The organism is Streptomyces sp. NPDC090032 (assembly GCF_044748025.1).
In the GTDB taxonomy this organism is placed as follows: Bacteria; Actinomycetota; Actinomycetes; order Streptomycetales; family Streptomycetaceae; genus Streptomyces.
Map to the genome: position 1 here is coordinate 421369 of NZ_JBIVFF010000001.1, position 21045 is coordinate 442413.

A 21045-nucleotide genomic window follows, 5' to 3' on the forward strand; every position below is an offset into this window, starting at 1 on the left:
CGCCGACGGGCGTACGCAGTGCGGGAGTTCGAGTCCGGACGCGACGCACACAGGCGTCCGGTGAATCGGTGAGATGGAGATCCGGCGGGGCTCTGTCCCGGAGCCGCGCCGTACTGCGGTACCTGAGGCACCGAACCGACTGACACTCTCGGCGGCTGCGTCACCAGGCCGCCAGGAGTGGGGTGCGGGGAGTGTGCCCCGCTCACTTGAGGTTAACCCGCGAGTAATGAGCGCGCCAGCCCTCGGCGTTCATCAGTCTCTGTGATCTACGTCGCCGGGGCCCGCCGCCTGTCTACGCTGGACGGCATGGACGAAGAGTTGCGATCGGTCACGGAGCGCTTACGAACCGAGTCGGGCGCCTCCCCGCTGCTCGACCGCCTCGCGGCGACCGGCGACGTCGACGAGCTCGCGGCCGTGCTGACCGAGCCCGGGCAGCAGCTGTGGGCGCGGGAGCTGGCCGCGTACCGCCTCGGAGTGGCGGGGGACCGCCGGGCCTTCGAGGCGCTCGTCCTGCTCCTCAACCACCGCGACCCGGCACGCTGTGCCACCGCCGCGCAGGCCCTGGCCGCGCTCGGCGACCCCCGCACCGCGCGCGCGGCCGCGGCGCTCGCCACGAACGAGTTGCGGGTCGCCTATGCGCTGCACCCGGTGCGGCTCCTGGCCGCGCTGCGGGCTCCCGAGTCCGCGCCCGCACTCATCACCACCCTGGAGCGGCGCCTCGGCCCCCGCGACCCGTACCGCGCGGTCGCGCTCGCGTGCGTGGAGGGGCTCGGCGGCCTCGGGGACGCCCGCGCCCGGCCGGCCCTGACCGCGGCCCTCGCGCACCCGGCCCTCGCGCAGGCCGCGGTACGCGCGCTCGCGCGACTGCCCGTGCAGCGTGAGAGCTGAAGTCCGGGCATTGAAGTCCGAGCAGCGAAGTCCGAGCAGCGAAGTCCGAGCATCGAAGTCCGGGCGTCAGCGGCGGACAGCGCGCACGTAGCGCACTTCCGGTACGGGTTCCCCGTCCACCTCGTACGGTTCCTCGGCGCCGTCCGGGGTGAACCCGGCGCGCTCGTAGAACCTGCGGGCGCGGGCGTTGCCCTTGAGCACCCACAGGCTTATCCGCTCGTACCCGGCGTCGGCGCAGCGGTCCAGGCAGGTGTGCAGGAGGGTGCGGCCCACGCCCGTGGACAGCTGGCCGTCGTGCACGTAGATCGCGTACAACTCGGCTTCCCCGGGCGGGAGATCGTCGTCGCGGGACGGGCCGTGGCAGGCCCAGCCGACGATGTCGCCGGCGCGTTCGGCGACCACGTTCACCACGGACGAACCGGCCTGCGCGAGACGCTCGCGGCGGCGCGCCGCGTCTTCCTCGATGCTCAGCGCGGCCAGGTAGGACGCCGGCATCAGACCCGCGTACGCCGTCCGCCAGCCGCGGATCCGGATCGCGGCCACCGCCTCGCAGTCGGCGTCGGCCATGTCCCGGACGCGGATCTCCTGTGCCGGGACGGGAGCAGGGGCGGTGCCGTGGGTCCGAAGGTTGCTCATGCGCCCATCGTGACCCGGCGGACACCGCCCCTGCCAGGGTGTTGCAGACAGGAACCGCTCAGCCGCGGAAGCCCAGCAGCCCGTGCAGACGCACGCCCCGCGACGGGGGCGGACCGGCGGCCTTCTTCGCGAGCGGCTTCGGCTCAGGCTGCTTCTTGCACGTCGCGTCGGCCTCGCCGTTGCCGCGCGGTACCTTCCCGGACCGCAGGTAGTCGGCCAGGTATCGGTCCAGGCAGGCGTTCCCGCTCAGGCTGACGCCGTGGTTCTCGCCGCCTTGCTCGACCACCAGGCTGGAGCCGCGCAGCTCGCGGTGGACGGCGACCCCGCCCTCGTAGGGCGTGGCGCCGTCGTCGGTGGCCTGGAAGAGCAGCGTCGCTGGCAGCTTGTCGTTGGACACGTCCGTCGGGGCCAGCCGGCTCGTCGGCCAGAACGCGCACGGCGCGTTGTACCAGGCGTTGTTCCAGGTGGAGAAGGGCGCCTTCTCGAACGCCCCCCAGTTGTCGTCACGCCACTGGTTCCAGCCGCGCGGCCATCCGGCGTCGCGGCACTGTACGGCCGTGTAGACGCTGTAGCCGTTGTCGCCCGAGGCGTCGACGGCGCCGAACTCCTTGTACGTCTTGACGAGCGGTTTCGGGTCCTTGTCCTTCACGTACGCCGCGAACGCCTTGGCCAGATAAGGCCAGTAGCCGTTGAAGTAGCCCCCCGGCAGGAAGGTGTCCTCCAGCTCGGCGGCCCCGACCTTCTTGCCCGCAGGCTTCTTCCGCACCGCGTCGCGCATCGCGTACCACTCGGCCTCGACCTTCGCCGGGTCCTTGCCGAGCTTGTACGTCGCGTCGTGCCGCGCGACCCAGGCGAGGAACGCCTGGTGACGGGCGTTGAACGCGTGGTCCTGCGCCATGTTGTCGTCGTACCAGACACCGCCCGGGTCGACGATCGAGTCGAGCACCAGGCGCCGCACGCGCTGCGGGTAGAGCTTGGCGTAGACGGCGCCGAGGTAGGTGCCGTACGAGTAGCCGAAGTAGCTGAGCTTCGGTGCACCGAGCGCCGCGCGGATCGCGTCCATGTCCCTGACGGTGCTCCCCGTGTCGAAGTACGGGAGCACGTTCGCGTACTTCGTGGTGCACGCCTTCGCGAACGCCTGCGCGCGGGCGAGGTTGGCGCGCTCGATCGCGGGGGTGGACGGCACGCTGGGCGGGCGCACGGCGGCGAAGTGCTTGGGCCGGCAGTTCAGGGCCGGTTTGCTCTTGCCGACGCCGCGCGGGTCGAAGCCGACGACGTCGTACTGGGCGGCGACGCTCTTCGGCAGCTCGCGGGCCACGAAGCCCGCCAGCGTCAGGCCGCTGCCGCCGGGTCCTCCGGGGTTCACCAGGAGCGGGCCCTGCGACGTCTTCGCGGTGTGCCGGACGCGGGACAGGGCGAGCGTGATCTGTTCGCCGCCGGGGTGGTCGTGGTCGAGGGGCACCCGCACCGTGGAGCACTGGAGCTTCGGGTATTTCTCGGTGGCGCAGTCCCTCCAGGCGAGGGCTGCGCGGTGGGCGGAAAGGGTCGGGGCCGCGGCGGCCGGGGCCGCGGCGAGCAGGCCGGCCACCGCGGTGGCGGCACCGCACATGGCGACTGTGTGTTTCTTCATCGGGCCTCCCAGGACGGAGGGTTCGGGGCCGCGAGCGCGCGGCCCCCGCGGCATGGTCCCCGAATCCATGCCGGAAACGTCCTGTTCTGCGGAGAGTTGACCCGATTGGCGTGTACGTGTCCGGGGGAGCTGGGTCAGAGGAGCGTGAGCTGGGTGGCGGCGGGGGCGGGCTCCGGCTCCTGGTGTGCGCGCAGCCGGCGCGGGGCCTGTCCCCGAGAGGGGCCGATGCCGAACTCCTGCGCCAGCTCGTGCACCTGACGGGTGATCCGGCGCTGGTACCACTTCGGGGCGTACGCGCCCTCCGCGTACAGCCGCTCGTAGCGCCGCACGAGGTGCGGATGGTGGTGCCCGAGCCAGGACATGAACCACTCGCGCGCCCCGGGCCGCAGATGCAGCACGAGCGGGGTCACGGAGGTCGCTCCGGCCGCCGCGACGGCCCGCACGGTCTCCCGCAGTTGCCCGGGATGGTCACCCAGGAACGGGATGACGGGCGCCATCAGGACCCCGCAGCCGATGCCGGCCTCGCCGAGTGCGCGTACGACGTCCAGGCGACGCTGTGGCGCGGGCGTGCCCGGCTCGACGGTCCGCCACAGCTCGTGGTCGACGAAGCCGACGGACACGGAGATGCCGACCTCGGTGACCTCGGCGGCCTGCCGCAGCAGATCGAGGTCGCGCAGGATCAGCGTGCCCTTCGTGAGGATCGAGAACGGGTTCGCGTAGTCCCTGAGCGCCTCGATGATTCCCGGCATCAGCCGGTAGCGCCCTTCCGCACGCTGGTAGCAGTCCACGTTCGTGCCCATGGCGATGTGTTCGCCGTGCCAGCGGCGCGAGGCCAGGTGGCGGCGGAGCAGATCCGGCGCGTTCACCTTCACGACGATCTGGCTGTCGAAGCCGAGGCCCGTGTCGAGGTCCAGATAGCTGTGCGTCTTGCGGGCGAAGCAGTAGACACACGCGTGTGTGCAGCCCCGGTAGGGGTTGACCGTCCACTCGAACGGCATGCGGGAGGCGCCGGGCACGCGGTTCACGATCGACCTGGCCCGGATCTCGTGGAAGGTCACGCCGGCGAATTCAGGCGTGTCGAAGGTGCGGGTGGTCACGGTGTCCGCGCCGAACAGCGCGGCGTCCTTGACCCTCCCTGTCGGGATTTCGGCGGGATTCTCCGCGAGGTTCTCCCAGCGCATGACGCCTCCTAGCTAGCACTGGGCACAGAATAGAACACATGTTCCCTTGATCGTGCGACCCCGATTTTGGCGGCCGATGCGGAGGGTGGTTGGCTTGGGCCCTCTCTCGAACACCGACTGCTGGAGGAAGTGCCATGGCGCAGGTCGAGGCCATCACGGAGCGGGTCATCGCCGCCAAGCCGGACGACGTATTCGACGCGCTCGCCGACTACAGCGGCACGCGCGCGAAGCTGCTGTCCGAGCACTTCAGCGAGTACGAGGTCCGCGAAGGCGGCGACGGCGAGGGCACGCTCGTCCACTGGAAGCTCCAGGCCACGAGCAAGCGGATCCGCGACTGCCTCCTCGAGGTCAGCGAGCCCACCGACGGCGAGCTCGTCGAGAAGGACCGCAACTCCTCGATGGTCACCACCTGGCGTGTGACCCCCGCCGGCGAGGGCGCCTCCCGCGTCGTCGTCAGCACCGTGTGGAACGGCGCGGGCGGTATCGGCGGCTTCTTCGAGAAGACCTTCGCCCCCAAGGGTCTCGGCCGCATCTACGACGCAGTCCTCGCGAAGCTCGCCGCCGAGCTGGAGAAGTGACCCCGATGTAGTGCCCCGATGCTGCACCCGATGTGCTGCATCACGATGTTGCACCCCGATGTAGTGCTCACCGTTTCGAGTGGTTTTCCGTTCGCGCGCGGTTGTACGCCGTAGGGCTCCCACCGGCGCATTCGCGCCTGGAGCCCGCCGGAGCCGCCGCTCGTCGCGCTTGCCCGCAGTTGTCGCGTAATGCGAGAAATATGCGGCGCAGGCGCGACGAGGGGAGCGACAGGTGGGCACGACGACGCTGGTGACGAACGAGCCGGGGGCGGTGCCGGCGACGGAACCGCCCCCGCTCCCCGAGCCCCAACCGGCCACGGAGCAGCAGCAGTTCCCCGACCACGGCCTGAGCCCCCGCCGGGTGCGGATGGTCTTCGTCGGGCTCATGCTGGCGCTGCTGCTCGCCGCGCTCGACCAGATGATCGTCGCCACCGCGCTCCCGAAGGTCGTCGGCGAGCTGCACGGCCTCGACAAGATGTCCTGGGCGATCACCGCCTATCTCCTGACCGCCACCATCGGCCTGCCGATCTACGGAAAGCTCGGCGACCTCTTCGGCCGCAAGGGCGTCTTCCAGTTCGCGATCGCCGTCTTCGTCGTCGGCTCCGCACTGGCCGGCTGGTCGCGCAACATGGACGAACTCATCGCGTTCCGCGCCGTCCAGGGCATCGGCGCGGGCGGACTCATGATCGGCGTACAGGCGATCATCGCGGACATCGTGCCGCCGCGCGAACGCGGCCGCTACATGGGCCTCATCGGCGCCGCTTTCGGCCTCGCGTCCGTCGCAGGCCCGCTGCTCGGCGGCTACTTCACCGACCACCTCACCTGGCGTTGGTGCTTCTACATCAACGTGCCCTTCGGCCTGGTCACGCTCGCCGTCGTCACCGTCGTACTCAAACTGCCCCGGCCCGAGGCCAAGGCCAAGCTCGACGTCCTCGGCGCCCTGCTGCTCGCGGCCGCCTCCACCTGCCTCGTCCTGCTGACCAGTTGGGGCGGCACGGAATACGCGTGGGGTTCCCGCGTCATCCTCGGGCTCGCCGCCGGAGCGGCCGTGACGGCCGTGCTCTTCCTCGTCGCCGAGCACTTCGCCGCCGAACCCATCATCCCGCTGCGGCTGTTCCGCGACCCCGTCTTCAACATCACCGGCCTCGTCGGCATGGTCATCGGCATCGCCCTCTTCGGAGCGGCCAGTTACCTGCCGACCTTCCTCCAGATGGTCGACGGCGCGAGCGCCACCGAGTCCGGGCTGCTGATGCTCCCGATGATGGGCGGCATCGTCATCGCCTCGATCGTCTCCGGCCAACTCATCAGCCGCACCGGGCACTACAAGATCTACCCGATCCTCGGCGGGGCCCTGGCGGCGGTCGGCATGTGGTTCCTGTCCCGTCTCGAAGTGGACACCCCGCGGCTCCACTACAGCCTCTACATGGCTGTACTCGGCGCGGGCATCGGCCTGATCATGCCGGTCCTGATCCTCGCCGTGCAGAACGCCGTACGCCCCGCCGACCTCGGCACCGCGACCAGCGCCAACAACTACTTCCGGCAGATCGGCGGCAGCGTCGGCGCCGCGATCTTCGGCACGCTCTTCGCCGACCGGCTCGCCGACGCCCTCGCGGACCGGCTGCCCAAGGGGGCCGGCCTGCCCGACCCGGAGTCCATCACCCCGCAGCTCGTCCACGCCCTGCCGCCCGCGCTGCGCGACGGCTACATCCAGGCGTACGCCGACGCGATGCCCCGGATCTTCCTCTACCTCGTCCCGGTGCTCGTCCTCGGCCTCGTGATCGCCTTCTTCCTCAAGGAGACACCCCTGTTGTCCAGTGCCGCCCCCCACAGCGCCCCGAGCGGAGACACCGCCTCCGTCCCGACCCAGGCCCGGACCGCGTACGGCGCCGGAGTGCCGGTCTGCGGCATGGTCCAGCACGCCGACGGAACCGCGGTGCCGCGCGCCGCGCTCACCCTCATCGACGTCGGCGGCCAGCAGATCGGGCGCGGCGCGAGCGGCGACGACGGCCGGTACGCGCTGTCGACGCCCGGCTCCGGCAGTTACGTCCTGATCGCGGCGGCCGGCGGACACCAGCCCCAGGCCGTGACCGTCACCGTCGGGGAGCGGCCCGTCGACCTCGACGTCGTCCTCGGCGGCGCCGGACGGCTCGCCGGGAGCGTGCTGACCGCCGACGGCGCGCCCGTGCGCGACGCCACCGTCACCCTGACCAACGTGCACGGCGAGGTCGTCGCGACGACCCGCAGCGGGCGCGAAGGCACTTACGTCATCACGGAGTTGGTGGCCGGCGAGTACACGCTCGCCGGGAGCGCGCCCGCATTCCGTCCCGCCGCGCTCCCCGTCACCGTGATGGCCGCGCGCGAGACCCGCCAGGACGTCGAACTCGCGGGCGGCGCCGTGCTGCGCGGCACGGTCAGAGCCGGCGGCGGACGCCCCGTCGAGGACGCGCGCGTCACCCTCCTCGACGCGGCGGGCAACGTCGTCGACACCCTGACCACCGGTATCGACGGCACCTTCCGCTTCGTCGACCTGTCGTCGGGCGAGTACACCGTGATCGCCGCCGGCTACCCGCCGGTCGCCACCGTGCTGCACATGGCGGGCGGCGGCCGCACGGAACGCGACCTGCAACTGGGGCACGAGGACTGAGCGTTGGGGCCGGGCGGAGCGCCCGGCCCCAACGGCGCGCCGTGCCCGTTCAATTCGGTGGTTGCAGCCCCCTGTACCCCTGTACCGCGTACGGTGGAACGGGAAAGGGCCGAACCAATGACGCTCGGTCGCCGCGCGGGGAAGGGAGCGCAGGCCATGCACAGTGGCACCGGGACGGCCTCGCAGAGCCCCGTGCCGGGCCGCGTACCCCTGGCGGTCGTCGTGGTCGACGGCGACGGACTCGTCTCGCACTGGAGCACCGGCGCGCGCCGCCTCTTCGGCCCCGCGCGCGAGGAAGCCGTCGGCCGCCCCGCCACCGACCTGCTGCCCGTCTCCGGCGCGTTGCCCGACGGGCGGCCGGACCCCGAAGGCGCGTACGAGGGGACCGGCCCCGACCTGGAGTCCTCGCTCGACGGGCGGGCGTCCTACCCCGCCGCGGGCCGCGCCCGCCTCGAGGCCCCGCGCCGCGAGCGCATCGACGTCCTGTGGTGGGCCTACCCGCTCGTCGGCCCAGGCCCCGAGAGGCTGCTCGTGCTCGCCGCCGACGTCGGCCGGCTGCACGCCGACGACGTGCCCGACGGGCACCCGATGGAGCGCATCGCGCCCGGCTTCGCCCTGCACACCGACTTCCCCGGAGCCGACCAGCTGGCCCGTGGACTCCCCGCCATCCTGCCCAGCATGAGCGTCGGCGAGAGCGCCCGCATCGTCTCCCAGGTGCTCGAACTGGGCTATCCCGTCCTGGAGTTCAGCCTGCACGACCGCGTCCCGGTCACCGCCGACTGGGGCGTTCCCCGGCGCGCCGAGCGCAAGGCCCGCAGGGAGGAGGCGGCCCGCGCGGCCGCCGCCGGACTGCCCGCGCCGCGCCGCGCACCCGACGACGAGGCGGACATCGCGGGGGACCTGGAGTACGCGGCCGTCCGCGAACACCTGGAGTTCCTCAACGAGGTGAGCGGGCGCATCGGTTCGTCCCTCGACCTGTCCCGCACGATCATCGAGGTCAGCCGGGCCGTCGTACCGCGCTTCACGGATGTCGCGGGCACCTATCTGCGCGAACAGGTCGTCGCGGGCGAGGGGTTCCCCGAAGGCCCGCCCGACGCGACCACGATGTGGCACCGCGTCGCCCTGGAGCACACGGACGAGCCCGGCCGCTGGGACGACGTCGTCCCCGTCGGCGAGTCCATGCCGTTCCCCGCGCACACGCCGTTCTTCCAGTGCATGACCTCCGGGCAGCCCGTCCTCGTCCCGCGCATCACCGAGGAGATGGGCAACGCGATCGCGTCGCAGTTCGAAAAGCGCGACATCAGGCCGCTCATCACCCACCGCTCGATGCTGGTGGTGCCCCTGAAGGCGCGCAACGTCGTCCTCGGGTTCATGATCCTGCTGCGCCACCGCGAACGCCCGGTCTTCAACGACATGGACCGCGTCACCGGCGCCGAACTCGCCGCCCGCGCGGGCCTCGTCCTGGACAACGCCCGCATGTACACGTACCAGGAGAGCGTCGCCGAGACCCTCCAGGACAGCATGCTGCCGCGCATCGAGCCCCGCATGCCCGGCTGCGACATCGCCACCCGCTATCTGCCCGGCACCCTCCTCGGCCGCGTCGGCGGCGACTGGTTCGACTCGATCAAGCTCCCGGGCTCGCGGACCGCCCTCGTCGTCGGCGACGTCATGGGGCACGGGCTCAACTCGGCGGCGATGATGGGCCAGTTGCGCACCGCCGTGCAGACCATGGCCGCCCTCGACCTGCCGCCCGCCCAGCTCCTGCGCAACCTCGACGACCTCGCCCAGCGCCTCGGCGAGCACTACCTCGCGACCTGCCTCTACGCGGTCTACGACCCGATCGGGAACGAGCTGGAGCTGGCCAACGCCGGGCACATCCCGCCGGTCCTCGTCCGCGCCGAGGACGGCCGCAGCGAACTCCTCGAACTGCCCACCGGCGCCCCCATCGGCGTCGGCGGAGTCCCCTTCGAGTCGGTCCGCGTCCCGATGGCGCCCGGCGACCGGCTCGTCATGTGCACCGACGGCCTCGTCGAGGTGCGCGGCGAGGACATCGGCGTCGGCCTCGCCACGCTCTGCGAGTCCGCCGCCCACCCCGCGGCCTCCATGGACGCCGCCTGCGACACCATCATCAGATCCCTGAACACTCGCGGCGGACGCAAGGACGACGTCGCCCTCCTGATGGCCCGGCTCAACGGCATCGCGCCCGAGGACGTCGCCCACTGGAGCGTCACCCCCGACCCCGCCGAAGTGCCCCGCGCACGCGCCCTCGTCCGCGACCAGCTGACGGCCTGGGGCCTCGGCGCGCTCACGACGGCCGCGGAACTGATGACGGGGGAGCTGGTCGCCAACGCCGTGCGGCACGCCCGTACCCGCAGCGTCGAGGTACGTCTGGTGCGCTCGGGGACCCTCGTGTGCGAGGTCGAGGACGACGACCGGCGGCTGCCGACGCTGCTCAACGCGGGTCCGGGCGACGAGTTCGGGCGCGGCCTGCACGTGGTGAGCGCGCTCGCCAGGGAGTGGGGCACGAGCGGCACCGGCTCCGGGAAGACCGTGTGGTTCGAACTGGCCCTGCCGAAGCCGTAGTCGGGCGTACGGGCGCGGCGGCCGTACACGTATCGAATGCGGCGTGAAGGGATGCGCCGGGTGCTTGTGGGCGGGTCCGGGGCGCGGTAGACCGATCTTGCCGTGCCACCGCACCCCGGGAGTTGCAGATGAGCGTGACGAGTCGGTACAAGGACGCCTGGGAGAGCTTCTGGCGCGAGGCCCCCGGCGAACCCGGCGGAGTCTTCTGGGACGCCGAGCCCGCCCTCGTCGCGGGTGTCCATCTCGCCCTGTTCGAGCCGCACTTGGCGGCCGGGCTGCCCGTCGTGGACCTCGGCTGCGGGAACGGCACGCAGACCCGCTTCCTCGCCGGCCATTACCCGCGCGTGGTCGGCGCCGACCTCTCCGCCGCTGCCCTTGACCATGCCCGCCGCGCCGACCCAGCGGGCCAGGCCGACTTCCGGCAGCTCGACGCCACCGAGCGGACCGAGGCCGGGCAGCTGCACGCCGAACTCGGCGACGCGAACGTGTACATGCGCGGTGTGCTGCACCAGTGCGAGCCCGACGACCGCCAGCCGGTGATCGACGGCATCGCGGCGCTCGTCGGCGAGCGCGGCCGGGCCTTTGTCGTGGAGCTCGCCGAGGCCGCCCGGCCCGTCCTGATGTCTCTCGCGCAGAGCCCCACGGGCCCGCCGGCGAAGCTGGCACCGGTCTTCGCACACGGCATCGCACCCGGTGAGGTGTCCGACGCGGCGGTCCTCGACTACGTACGCTCGGCGGGGCTCGATGTGCTCGCGAGCGGCGAACTCCCGCTCACCACCACCGAGTACGCGTCCGACGGCACTCGCATCGAGCTTCCGTCACGATGGCTCGTCGTGGGGCGGGCGCACTAGGGCCTCTCGTCCGGCGCTTCGGCGCAAGACCCTGGCCGCCGCAGACCCAGGCGGCGCAGGGCCTTGCCGAGCGGGCCCATCAGGTGCGGGCAGAGCGGCCGGCCGCGCGGGAGCGGGACGCCGTCGTGCGCGGTCACCGCGAGGAAGAAGCCGCGCCCTGGGCGGGTCTGGAGGGTGGTGTTCCAGCGGTAGCCGTGGCCCTGGGCCAGCGCGACCCGCACCGCGCGCCGCCCCAGCCCCTCCTGCCGGCGGGACTCCAGGATCCAGATGCCGAGGAGCCGGCCCGTGCGGCACGGTGCGCACAGGCGGAAGCGGACCTGGCCGACGAGCGTGCCGCGCTCGTCGTGGAGCAGCACCTCACCGGCGCCGCGCGCCGTACGGGGAGCGATGCTCGTGACGCACACCGGCCCGGACGGGGACGCCGGCGGGCCGGGGCCCATGGGGGATCGACCGGCCCGTCAGTCGCGCGAGTTGCCGAAGAGCAGGCGGTAGCCGATGAGCAGCACGAGCGAGCCGCCGATGGCCGCGATCCAGGTGGTGCCGTCGAAGAACTGGTTCTCGATCGGGCGGTCGAGGAAGTGTGACGAGATCCAGCCGCCGACGAACGCGCCGGCGACCCCGATGAGGGTGGTGCCTATCAGGCCGCCCGGGTCGCGGCCGGGGAGCAGGACCTTGGCGATGACTCCGGCGACGAGGCCGAGGATGATCCAGCTGATGATGCCCACGTGTGCGTCGTTCCCCTCGGTGATGAGTGGTGCTTGTGCTTGTGCGTTGCGAATTTGCGCAACTGTACAGACAGAGGTGAAGACGTCGTACGGGACCGGTCGGTTGCATCCGGCCGTGGCGCGTCATCCGTAGGAGAGGTTCGAGCACAGGCTGTCGTCGGCGGAACGGGCCTGGTCGGAGACGTCGGACGGTACGGCGGTGGGCTCCGGTGACGCCGTGGCGGCGGCCGACGGATGGGCCGCGTAGTCCTGTCCGAGGATCGCCCTGATGCCCGCCGTCGACGTCTCTTCGACGCGCGCGCCCGGGAACCGCTGGGCGAGCGTGCCCGCTCGCGCCTTCTCGCCGGGGCCGTACTGGATGAGTGTGGTCGCCTGGTTCTGGGTGTTCGCGGTCGCCGTGCCCGTGACAGTGAACCCGTCGTCCGTGAGGGCGCGCGCGGCCTGGGCGGCCAGCCCCATGACGGTCGTTCCGTTGTAGACGGTGACGCGGATGCCGTCCCCCGGATTCGGCGCGGCGGAGGCCTTGGGGGAGGCGGCCGGGCCGGCGCCCTTCTTGCCGCTGGCGTCCTTCCCGTCGAGGGTCCGGTCCTGCCTGAGTGACGCCCACAGGGCGTCGGCGTCCGGTTCGACGACCGCGACGCGGCTTCCCTCGTAGCGCCAGGGGATGGTGACGAACTTGGTGTTGTGGAGGTCGACGTTCTTGAGGGACATCGCGAAGGAGAGGAGCTTGTCGGCGGAGCCGAGGCCGGGGTCGACGGTCATCGACCGCGTGGCCGCGTTCGCGAGCGGCAGGAGCTTCGTGGGCGTCAGGCCGTTGCTCCTGATCTCCTTGATCAGGCTGCCGACGAAGGCCTGCTGGCGCTTGATGCGGCCGATGTCGGAGCCGTCGCCGATGCCGTGCCGCAGGCGGACGTAGTCGAGGGCCTTCTGCCCGGAGACGCTCTGCTCGCCGCGTGGGAACAGGAGCTTGCCGGGGGTCGTGCGATGGGGGTTGAGGTCGCGCTGGTAGATGGCCTGCGGAAGGCACACCTTCACCCCGCCGACGACGTCGGTCAGGGCGGCGAAGCCCTTGAAGTCCACGACGACGGTGTGGTCGACGCGCAGGCCCGTCAGCTTCTCCACGGTGTTCTGCGTGCAGGCGGGGTTGCCGCGGGCGGTCTCGCCGGTCGAGTACGCGGCGTTGAACATCGTGTCGGGCCGCGTCCTGGTCCAGCTGCCGTCGGGCAGTTTGCAGGGCGGGATCGTGACCAGGGTGTCGCGCGGGACGGACACCGCGACGGCGTTGCGATGGTCGGCGTAGACGTGCAGCAGGAACGCGGTGTCCGAGCGGCCGATGTCGCCCTTGTCGCCACCGCCGAGCGCCTCATTGCCGCCGGTGCGGGCGTCGGAGCCGATGACGAGGACGTTCTCGCCCTGCGAGTCGCCGTCCGGGCGGTCGCCGGAAATGCCGTCCGCGCTGAACGTGTTGATGTCGCCGCCGAGTTTCAGGTACACCCAGCCCACGCCCCCGGTCAGCAGGACGAGGAGGGACAGGGCTATCGCGAGCGTGAACCGCAGGCGGCCGCGCCTCGGTCGCGCCGCGCGTGCGGCGGACGCGGACCTGGCGCTGCCGCCCCGGCGCGCGGGTGCCGACTGCTCACGGGTGCCTGCCATGGGGTGCGCCCTCACTCGGGTCCGGGGTTGTACAGTTGCGCAATGTAGCAATCTTCCTGGTGGGTGCCTTCCGTGGCGCACACCTCATCCGAAGAGACGAAGGGTGGGGCGAAAATGTTCCGCAACGGTCTGGAACCCTGGCACCTGCTCATCGTGGCGATCGTGGTCATCGTCCTGTTCGGTTCGAAGAAACTGCCGGACACGGCGCGTGCGCTCGGAAAGTCGCTCCGGATCCTCAAGAGCGAGACGCGGGCCATCAAGTCGGACGAGGCCGAGGAACGCCGGGACCCGGCCGCGTCCTGACGGAAGAAATCCCCCTGGTCGAAGGATTGACCGCCGCCTTTCGGTGGACTGGACCTCTGGCTCTCCGAGCGGCTCTGGCCTGCGCGTTCTTCGACGCGTACGGTGATGCGCCATGAAGATCCTCATCAGCGCCGACATGGAGGGCGCCACCGGCGTGACCTGGCCGGGCGACGTGCTGCCCGGGACCGCGCAGTGGGAGCGGTGCCGGTCCATGTTCACCTCGGACGTCAACGCCGCGGTGCTCGGCTTCTTCGACGGGGGCGCCGACGAGGTGCTCATCAACGAGGCGCACTGGTCGATGCGCAATCTGCTCCTGGAGCAGCTCGACGAGCGCGCCGAGATGCTCACGGGCCGCCACAAGTCGCTCTCCATGGTCGAAGGCGTCCAGCACGGCGACGTCGACGGCATCGCCTTCATCGGCTACCACGCGGGCGCCGGCATGGAGGGCGTTCTCGCCCACACGTATCTGGCCAACTCCATCACCGGCGTCTGGATCAACGGCGTACGGGCGAGCGAGGGCCTCCTCAACGCGCACGTCGTCGCCGAGTACGGCGTCCCCGTCGTCCTCGTCACCGGCGACGACCTCGCCTGCGACGACGCGCTCGGCTATGCGCCCGAGGCCCGCAAGGTCGCGGTCAAGGATCATGTGTCCCGGTATGCGGCGGTCTGCCGTACGCCGAAGAGGACCGCCGCCGACATCAGGGACGCGGCGCGGGAGGCGGCGGCACTCGCCGTGCGCCACGAGCCCGTCCAGGGCGGCCCGTTCACCATCGAGCTCGAATTCGACGCCGAGCATCTGTCGATGGCCGCGACGGTGGTGCCCGGCGTCCGGCGCACCGGCGAGCGCAGGATCTCCTACACGAACGAAACCATGTACGACGGCATCCGCACCTTCAAGGCGGTCACCACGATCGTCTCGGCCGCGGTAGAGGAACAGTATGGCTGACCAGGCATTTCAGGTAGACGACCAGGCGCTCGACGAGGTCGTGACCTTCACGTCCGAACTCATCCGCATCGACACCACGAACCGGGGCGGCGGTGACTGCCAGGAGCGCCCGGCCGCCGAGTACGCGGCCTGGAAGCTCGCCGAGGCGGGCCTGGAGCCGACCCTCCTGGAGCGCACCAAGGGGCGCACGAACGTCGTCGCGCGTATCGCCGGCACGGATCCGTCCGCCGACGCGATGCTCGTCCACGGCCACCTCGACGTCGTCCCCGCGGAGGCCGCCGACTGGAGCGTGCACCCGTTCTCCGGCGAGGTCCGCGACGGGGTCGTGTGGGGCCGGGGCGCGGTCGACATGAAGAACATGGACGCGATGATCCTCGCGGTCGTGCGGCAGTGGGCCCGCGCCGGTGTGCGCCCGCGCCGGGACATCGTCGTCGCCTTCACCGCCGACGAGGAGGCGAGCGCCGAGGACGGCTCCGGCTTCCTCGCGGACCAGCACGCCGGCCTCTTCGACGGCTGCACCGAGGGCATCAGCGAATCGGGCGCCTTCACCTTCCACGACGGTTACGGCAAGCAGATCTACCCGATCGCGGCGGGCGAGCGCGGCACGGGCTGGCTCCGGCTCACCGCGCACGGCAAGGCGGGCCACGGCTCGAAGGTGAACCACGCCAACGCCGTCACCGAACTCGCCGCCGCCGTCGCCCGGATCGGCGCGCACACGTGGCCGGTTCGGCTCACCCCGACCGTGGCCGCCGCGCTCACCGAACTCGCCGCCCTGTACGGGATCGACGCGGGCGTGGGGTCCCCGGACTTCTCGGCCGACGAACTCCTCGCCAAGCTCGGCCCGGCCGCGTCTCTCGTCGCGCCGACCGTCCGCAACAGCGCCAACCCGACGATGCTGTCCGCCGGATACAAGATCAACGTGATCCCCGGCGAAGCGACCGCGTACATCGACGGCCGGTATCTGCCGGGTGGCGAGGACGAGTTCCGCGAGACCCTCGACCGGCTCACCGGACCCGGCGTGGACTGGGAGTTCGAGCATCGCGAGGTCGCGCTCCAGGCGCCGGTCGACTCGCCGACGTTCGCAGGGATGCGCGCGGCCGTCGAGGAGTTCGCGCCCGAGGGGCACGTCGTGCCGTACTGCATGTCGGGCGGTACCGACGCCAAGCAGTTCTCGCGGCTCGGCATCACGGGCTACGGTTTCGCGCCGCTGAAGCTGCCCGAGGGCTTCGACTACCAGGCGCTGTTCCACGGCGTGGACGAGCGGGTCCCGGTCGAGGCGCTGCACTTCGGTGTCCGCGTCCTCGACCGCTTCCTGCGGTCCGCGTAGACGCCGCCGGGCAGGTTTCGGCAAGCGGTTCGGGAGACGGTCTAGGAAATGGCGACGCAGGTGGAGAACATGGGGGCCTCTGAAGTCATGGGGGACGTGGACAAGTTGGTGCTGATCCAGGAGTACGGCTCGTGGCCGTCGCCGATCACGGCCGCGCTCGCCGCCGCGCACGACGGGAAGCCGGAGTACGTCGGCTTCGTCGGCGACGAGACGTGGTGGACCGAGCCCCGCCCCGCCGAGGCCGGCCGCCGGGCCCTGGTCAGGCGGCGCGCCGACGGCACGGAGCACGCCGTGCTGCCCGCGCCGTGGAACGTGCGCAGCCGCGTCATCGAGTACGGCGGCCTGCCGTGGGCGGGCGCCGCGCGCCCCGGGGATCCGCTCGGCCCGGTTGTGGTCTTCGTCGACTTCGCCGACCAGCGCCTCTACGCCTACGAGCCCGACGCCCCCGGCGCCGCACCCCGCCCCCTGACGCCCGTGTCGCCGGTCGGCGGCGGGCTGCGCTGGGCCGATCCGCGGATCCACCTCGACCGCGGCGAGGTGTGGTGCGTCCTGGAGGAGTTCACCGGGGACGGGCCGACCGACGTGCGCCGCGTCATCGCCGCCGTGCCGCTCGACGGAGGCGCGGCCGAGGACCGCGCCGCGTTGCGTGAACTCTCCGACGGGCGCCACCGGTTCGTCACCGGGCCGCGCCTGTCACCCGACGGCCGGCGTGCCGCCTGGCTCGGCTGGGACCATCCGCGCATGCCGTGGGACGGCACGGAGCTGGTCGTCGCCGACGTGGCCGGGGACGGCACGTTCAGCGGGGCGAGGACGGCGTTCGGCGGGCCCGACGAGTCCGTCGCGCAGGTGGAGTGGGCGCCGGACGGCGCCCTCGTCTACTCCAGCGACCGCAGCGGCTGGTGGAACCTCTACCGCGTCGCTCCGGACGGCGAAGCGCGACCCCTGTGCCCGCGTGAGGAGGAGTTCGGCGGACCGCTCTGGAAGATCGGCCACGGTTGGTTCGCCCCGCTGGAGAGCGGCCTGATCGCCGTCGTCCACGGCGCGGGCGCCACCGCGCTCGGCGTGCTCGACCCGGCGACCGGCGAGGTCGTGGACACGGCAGGACCCTGGACCGAGTGGAGCCCCTCCCTCGCCGTGCACGGCACCCGCGTCGTGGGCATCGCGGCCAGCCCGCGCACCGGCCACGAGGTCGTGGAGCTCGACACCCGTACGGGCCGGGCGCGCGTCGTCGGTACCGCGCACACCGACGCCGTCGACCCCGCGTACTACCCGGAGCCGCAGATCCGCACCTTCGCGGGCCCCGACGGCCGGGACGTCCATGCCCACATCTATCCGCCGCACAGCCCCACCCACGCCGCGCCCGACGACGAACTGCCGCCCTACGTCGTGTGGGCCCACGGCGGCCCGACGGGACACTCGCCCCTCGTACTCGACCTGGAGATCGCCTACTTCACCTCGCGCGGCATCGGCGTCGCCGAGGTCAACTACGGCGGCTCGACCGGCTACGGCCGCGCCTACCGCAACCGGCTGCGCGAACAGTGGGGCGTCGTCGACGTCGAGGACTGCGCCGCCGTGGCGCTCGCGCTCGCCGCCGAGGGCACCGCCGACCGCGACCGGCTCGCGATCCGCGGCGGCAGCGCCGGAGGCTGGACCACGGCCGCGTCCCTGACCGGCACCGACGTCTACGCCTGCGGCACGATCCTCTACCCCATCCTCGACCTCACGGCCTGGGGCTCCGGTGAGACCCACGACTTCGAGTCCCAGTACCTGGAGTCGCTCGTCGGGCCGCTCGCCGAGGTGCCCGCGCGGTACGCAGAGCGCTCGCCGGCCGAGCACGCGGAGCGGCTCACCGCACCGTTCCTGCTGCTCCAGGGCCTCGACGACGTGATCTGCCCGCCCGCGCAGTGCGAGCGGTTCCTCGCCCGCCTGGAGGGCCGGCGCGTCCCGCACGCCTACATCGCCTTCGAGGGCGAGGGCCACGGGTTCCGGCGCGCAGACACCATGATCCGCGTCCTGGAGTCGGAACTCTCCCTGTACGCCCAGGTGTTCGGCCTGCATCCGACCGGCATCCCCATACTGGAGCTGTCCAAGTGACGTCGCCCGCCCCGCTGACCCGCCCCGCACGCCTCGCCCCCGGAGCACGCGTCGCCGTCGTCGCGCCCAGTGGACCCGTGCCCGAGGACCGGCTCGAGGCAGGTCTCGACATCCTGCTCGGCTGGGGTCTTGAGCCCGTCGTCGAGCCCCAAGTCCGCTCTGTGCACGCGCAGTTCGACTACCTCGCCGGCAGTGACGCCGAGCGGGCCGACGGCCTTCAGCGGGCCTGGTGCGACCCGTCCGTCGACGCTGTCCTGTGCGCCCGGGGCGGCTACGGCGCACAGCGCATGGCCGACCTGCTCGACTGGGACGCGATGCGGGCCGCCGGGCCCAAGGTGTTCGTCGGGTACAGCGACATCACGGCGCTGCACGAGGCGTTCGCCGCCCGGCTCGGTCTCGCGACCCTGCACGGGCCGATGGTCGCGGCGGCCGACTTCCTCAAGAGCGCCCGCGCGCAGGACCACTTGAAGGCCACGCTCTTCGCACCGGAGACCGTACAGACCATCACGTCGGTGGGCGGCGGACGGCCGCTCGTGGGCGGCACCGCGCGCGGCGTCACGCTCGGCGGCTGCCTCTGTCTGCTCGCCGCCGACCTGGGCGCCCCGCACGCCCGTCCGTCGGCCGCGGGCGGGCTGTTGTGCCTGGAGGACACCGGCGAGGAGACGTACCGCATCGACCGTTATCTCACCCAACTCCTGCGCGCCGGATGGCTGGACGGGGTCTCGGGGATCCTGCTCGGGTCCTGGGAGGAGTGCGACGCGTACGACGGGTTGCGGGTGCTGCTGGCCGACCGGCTCGGCGGGCTCGGTGTGCCGATCGCCGAGGAGTTCGGGTTCGGGCACTGCGAGGGGGCGCTGACGATCCCGTTCGGTATTCCCGGTGAACTCGACGCGGATGCGGGGACGTTGACCCTGGATGTGCCCGCGCTGGCCTGAATCGTTCGCTTGCTGAATCTTCGTCAAGAAACACGCGTCACGGTGATTGACCCGCGTATGACACGTGTCACAACATGACCACGCCCAGACTTACCGGTCGGTAGCCGGTGGGTCTTCCTCAGCGTGGAGGTAGCCGTGTCCCGTGCCGTGCCCCGATCCCGACCGCGATCACCACTGCCGCTGGCCCTCGCTCTCGGCGCCATGACCGCCGCGCCTCTCACCCTCGCCGCCCCCGCGAACGCCGCACCGCAGACGCAGCAGACGGGCGAATACACCGTCACCGCACTGAAGTTCACGGTCCAGGCCGGCGGCCGCAGCTGCGTCGTCGACGCCGACCTCTACCGGCCCGCCGCCGTCGACGCCACCCACACCGCACCCGCCGTCCTCGCCACCAACGGCTTCGGCGGCAGCAAGTCGGACGGCTCGACCGACGCCATCGGCAAGGCCTTCGCCGCGCGCGGCTACGTCGGGCTCGTCTACTCCGGGCTCGGCTTCGGCAAGTCGGGGTGCCTCGTCTCCCTCGACGACCCCCGCATCGACGGCGCGGCGGCCTCCGGACTCGTCGACTTCCTCGCCGGGACCCGCGCGGCCGACGACGGAACGAAGGCCGACTACGTCACCAAGGACGGCAAGGGCGACCCCCGCGTCGGCATGATCGGCGGCTCGTACGGCGGCGCGATCCAGCTGGCCACCGCGGCCGTGGACCACCGGGTCGACGCCCTCGTCCCGATGATCACGTGGAACGACCTGGCGTACTCGCTCGACCCGAACAACGCCGCCGACCGTTCCGTCCCCGGCGCCTTCAAGTGGCAGTGGACCAACGGCTTCTACCTGATCGGTGAGGGTCAGCCCCTCCTCGAACCGTCCCTCGACCCGTCCCGGATCAACAAGCTGACCTGCCTGCACTTCGTCACCGACGCCTGCGAGACGATCAGCACCCTGAACTCCGGCCGCTACCCGTCCGGCAAGGCGGGACCGATGCTGGACTACGCGCGCAGCGTCTCCCCGGTCTCGTACCTGAAGCAGGTCAAGGCGCCGACGCTGCTCGTGCAGGGCCAGTCCGACAGCCTCTTCAACCTGAACGAGGCGCAGGCCACGTACGGGACCCTCAAGGCGCAGGGCACGACCACCAAGATGATCTGGCAGTCCTGGGGCCACAGTGGCGGCCTCACCGATCCGGCCAGCGGCGAACTCAACCTCGCGCAGGGCAACCTGGAGACCTCCTACGTCGGCAAGCGGATCCTCGCCTGGTTCGACCGCTACCTCCAGCACAAGAAGGACGTCGACACCGGGCCCACGTTCGCCTACTACCGCGACTGGATCACGGACCCGAACCAGACCTACGCCACCGCGCAGAGCGTCCCGGCGCTGAGCCGGAAGCTGTATCTGTCCGGCGACGGCAAGCTCGTCGACAACCGGTCGAAGGTCGCGCGCGGCAGCCGCGAGTACCGGAACTGGCTGATCCCCACCAGCCACTCCGAATCCTCCCTCGCCGGCCTGATCGGCCTCCCCGACCCCGCCCCGCGCGACACCGCGGGCACCTACCTGGGCTGGACCAGCGAGCCGCTGACCCGCACGACCGACGTCGTGGGCTCCCCGAAGGCCACCCTCAAGGTCGTCTCACCGAAGACCGAACGGGTCCAGAACTCGGACGACGCCGCCGACAAACTCGTCCTCTTCGCGAAGCTGTACGACATCGCGCCGGACGGCAGCAAGACGCTCGTCCACCGCCTGGTCGCACCGGTCCGCGTGCCCGACGTGACCCGCTCCTTCACGGTGTCACTGCCCGGCATCGTCCACCGCTACGAAGCGGGGCACCGCCTCCAGTTCGTCATCGCGGCCAGCGACGACGCGTACGGCGGAAACAAGGGGATCAAGCCCGTCACCGTCACCAGCTCGCCCGAGGACACCGGCGTCCTGGAGCTGCCGGTCGTCGGACAGTAGGGCCGCCCGGGGTCTGCGGGCCGTCACCCGTACGGCCCGCAGACTCCACCCCACAGGGACATGCCGCCGTGCGCGAACCCCGCCCGGCTGCACATGCTGGGCGGGGAAGGCACGCGTCGCTCCGACG

The 21045-nt window shown here is 71.8% G+C and carries 17 protein-coding genes; 11 read left to right on the forward strand and 6 right to left on the reverse strand.

Going from position 1 to position 21045, the window contains the following annotated elements; all coding sequences use genetic code 11:
* Positions 1–306 precede the first annotated feature (306 nt).
* On the forward strand, positions 307–888 hold the full coding sequence (locus ACIPWY_RS01865) for an adenylosuccinate lyase (protein WP_362901568.1): 582 nt from the start codon (positions 307–309) through the stop codon (positions 886–888).
* 66 nt (positions 889–954) lie between these two features.
* Here the strand turns inward: ACIPWY_RS01865 and ACIPWY_RS01870 are convergent, their stop codons facing one another.
* The 3 genes from ACIPWY_RS01870 to ACIPWY_RS01880 form a co-directional block, all read right to left on the reverse strand.
* Complete coding sequence (locus ACIPWY_RS01870; RefSeq protein WP_393699890.1) at positions 955–1524, reverse strand: GNAT family N-acetyltransferase; 570 nt, start codon at positions 1522–1524, stop codon at positions 955–957.
* 58 nt (positions 1525–1582) lie between these two features.
* Positions 1583–3154 (reverse strand): alpha/beta hydrolase, encoded by a 1572-nt coding sequence (locus tag ACIPWY_RS01875; RefSeq protein WP_393699888.1) that lies wholly within the window; start codon positions 3152–3154, stop codon positions 1583–1585.
* Between the two features lie 134 nt (positions 3155–3288).
* Positions 3289–4335, reverse strand: a complete 1047-nt coding sequence (locus tag ACIPWY_RS01880) for an Rv2578c family radical SAM protein (RefSeq protein WP_362901573.1) — start codon at positions 4333–4335, stop codon at positions 3289–3291.
* Positions 4336–4469: 134 nt separating this feature from the next.
* Here ACIPWY_RS01880 and ACIPWY_RS01885 point away from each other — a divergent pair, with 134 nt between their 5' ends.
* The 4 genes from ACIPWY_RS01885 to ACIPWY_RS01900 all read left to right on the forward strand — a co-directional run bounded on the left by ACIPWY_RS01885 (position 4470) and on the right by ACIPWY_RS01900 (position 10991).
* Positions 4470–4913, forward strand: coding sequence for an SRPBCC family protein (locus tag ACIPWY_RS01885; RefSeq protein WP_362901575.1), 444 nt, complete (start codon positions 4470–4472; stop codon positions 4911–4913).
* Positions 4914–5145: 232 nt separating this feature from the next.
* Entirely contained in the window at positions 5146–7557 is a 2412-nt protein-coding gene (locus ACIPWY_RS01890) for an MFS transporter (protein WP_362901577.1), read from the forward strand.
* Positions 7558–7713: 156 nt separating this feature from the next.
* On the forward strand, positions 7714–10140 hold the full coding sequence (locus tag ACIPWY_RS01895) for a SpoIIE family protein phosphatase (protein WP_393699885.1): 2427 nt from the start codon (positions 7714–7716) through the stop codon (positions 10138–10140).
* Between the two features lie 128 nt (positions 10141–10268).
* Positions 10269–10991: a class I SAM-dependent methyltransferase gene (locus tag ACIPWY_RS01900; protein WP_393699883.1), complete on the forward strand. Its 723-nt coding sequence runs from the start codon at positions 10269–10271 to the stop codon at positions 10989–10991.
* Here the strand turns inward: ACIPWY_RS01900 and ACIPWY_RS01905 are convergent.
* From ACIPWY_RS01905 to ACIPWY_RS01915, 3 genes are all read right to left on the reverse strand, one after another.
* Entirely contained in the window at positions 10988–11395 is a 408-nt protein-coding gene (locus ACIPWY_RS01905) for a GNAT family N-acetyltransferase (protein WP_383894442.1), read from the reverse strand. The genes ACIPWY_RS01900 and ACIPWY_RS01905 overlap by 4 nt on opposite strands.
* A gap of 54 nt (positions 11396–11449) precedes the next feature.
* Entirely contained in the window at positions 11450–11716 is a 267-nt protein-coding gene (locus ACIPWY_RS01910) for a GlsB/YeaQ/YmgE family stress response membrane protein (protein ID WP_362901585.1), read from the reverse strand.
* A gap of 123 nt (positions 11717–11839) precedes the next feature.
* Entirely contained in the window at positions 11840–13369 is a 1530-nt protein-coding gene (locus ACIPWY_RS01915; RefSeq protein ID WP_393699880.1) for an LCP family protein, read from the reverse strand.
* Positions 13370–13483: 114 nt separating this feature from the next.
* Between ACIPWY_RS01915 and tatA the strand changes: the two genes are divergently transcribed.
* The 6 genes from tatA (at position 13484) to ACIPWY_RS01945 (ending at position 20918) form a co-directional block, all read left to right on the forward strand.
* Complete coding sequence (gene tatA / locus ACIPWY_RS01920) at positions 13484–13672, forward strand: Sec-independent protein translocase subunit TatA (protein WP_393699878.1); 189 nt, start codon at positions 13484–13486, stop codon at positions 13670–13672.
* Positions 13673–13784: 112 nt separating this feature from the next.
* Complete coding sequence (locus ACIPWY_RS01925) at positions 13785–14618, forward strand: M55 family metallopeptidase (protein ID WP_383894434.1); 834 nt, start codon at positions 13785–13787, stop codon at positions 14616–14618.
* Entirely contained in the window at positions 14611–15945 is a 1335-nt protein-coding gene (locus ACIPWY_RS01930; protein ID WP_393699876.1) for a M20/M25/M40 family metallo-hydrolase, read from the forward strand. The genes ACIPWY_RS01925 and ACIPWY_RS01930 overlap by 8 nt, the downstream gene beginning before the upstream one ends.
* A gap of 87 nt (positions 15946–16032) precedes the next feature.
* Positions 16033–18039, forward strand: coding sequence for a prolyl oligopeptidase family serine peptidase (locus ACIPWY_RS01935; protein WP_393700430.1), 2007 nt, complete (start codon positions 16033–16035; stop codon positions 18037–18039).
* Positions 18036–18974: an LD-carboxypeptidase gene (locus ACIPWY_RS01940; RefSeq protein ID WP_393699874.1), complete on the forward strand. Its 939-nt coding sequence runs from the start codon at positions 18036–18038 to the stop codon at positions 18972–18974. The genes ACIPWY_RS01935 and ACIPWY_RS01940 overlap by 4 nt, the downstream gene beginning before the upstream one ends.
* Positions 18975–19175: 201 nt before the next feature.
* On the forward strand, positions 19176–20918 hold the full coding sequence (locus tag ACIPWY_RS01945) for a CocE/NonD family hydrolase (RefSeq protein WP_362901596.1): 1743 nt from the start codon (positions 19176–19178) through the stop codon (positions 20916–20918).
* The last annotated feature ends 127 nt before the right edge of the window (positions 20919–21045 follow it).

Coding starts and splice junctions, on each gene's coding strand:
- ACIPWY_RS01945 (WP_362901596.1), top strand. CDS start 19,176: ATGACCGCCGCGCCTCTCACCCTCGCCGCCCCCGCGAACGCCGCACCG.
- ACIPWY_RS01915 (WP_393699880.1), bottom strand. CDS start 13,369: ATGGCAGGCACCCGTGAGCAGTCGGCACCCGCGCGCCGGGGCGGCAGC.
- ACIPWY_RS01935 (WP_393700430.1), top strand. CDS start 16,033: ATGGGGGACGTGGACAAGTTGGTGCTGATCCAGGAGTACGGCTCGTGG.
- ACIPWY_RS01895 (WP_393699885.1), top strand. CDS start 7,714: ATGCACAGTGGCACCGGGACGGCCTCGCAGAGCCCCGTGCCGGGCCGC.
- ACIPWY_RS01885 (WP_362901575.1), top strand. CDS start 4,470: ATGGCGCAGGTCGAGGCCATCACGGAGCGGGTCATCGCCGCCAAGCCG.
- ACIPWY_RS01930 (WP_393699876.1), top strand. CDS start 14,611: ATGGCTGACCAGGCATTTCAGGTAGACGACCAGGCGCTCGACGAGGTC.
- tatA (WP_393699878.1), top strand. CDS start 13,484: ATGTTCCGCAACGGTCTGGAACCCTGGCACCTGCTCATCGTGGCGATC.
- ACIPWY_RS01880 (WP_362901573.1), bottom strand. CDS start 4,335: ATGCGCTGGGAGAACCTCGCGGAGAATCCCGCCGAAATCCCGACAGGG.
- ACIPWY_RS01865 (WP_362901568.1), top strand. CDS start 307: ATGGACGAAGAGTTGCGATCGGTCACGGAGCGCTTACGAACCGAGTCG.
- ACIPWY_RS01900 (WP_393699883.1), top strand. CDS start 10,269: ATGAGCGTGACGAGTCGGTACAAGGACGCCTGGGAGAGCTTCTGGCGC.
- ACIPWY_RS01875 (WP_393699888.1), bottom strand. CDS start 3,154: ATGAAGAAACACACAGTCGCCATGTGCGGTGCCGCCACCGCGGTGGCC.
- ACIPWY_RS01870 (WP_393699890.1), bottom strand. CDS start 1,524: ATGAGCAACCTTCGGACCCACGGCACCGCCCCTGCTCCCGTCCCGGCA.
- ACIPWY_RS01925 (WP_383894434.1), top strand. CDS start 13,785: ATGAAGATCCTCATCAGCGCCGACATGGAGGGCGCCACCGGCGTGACC.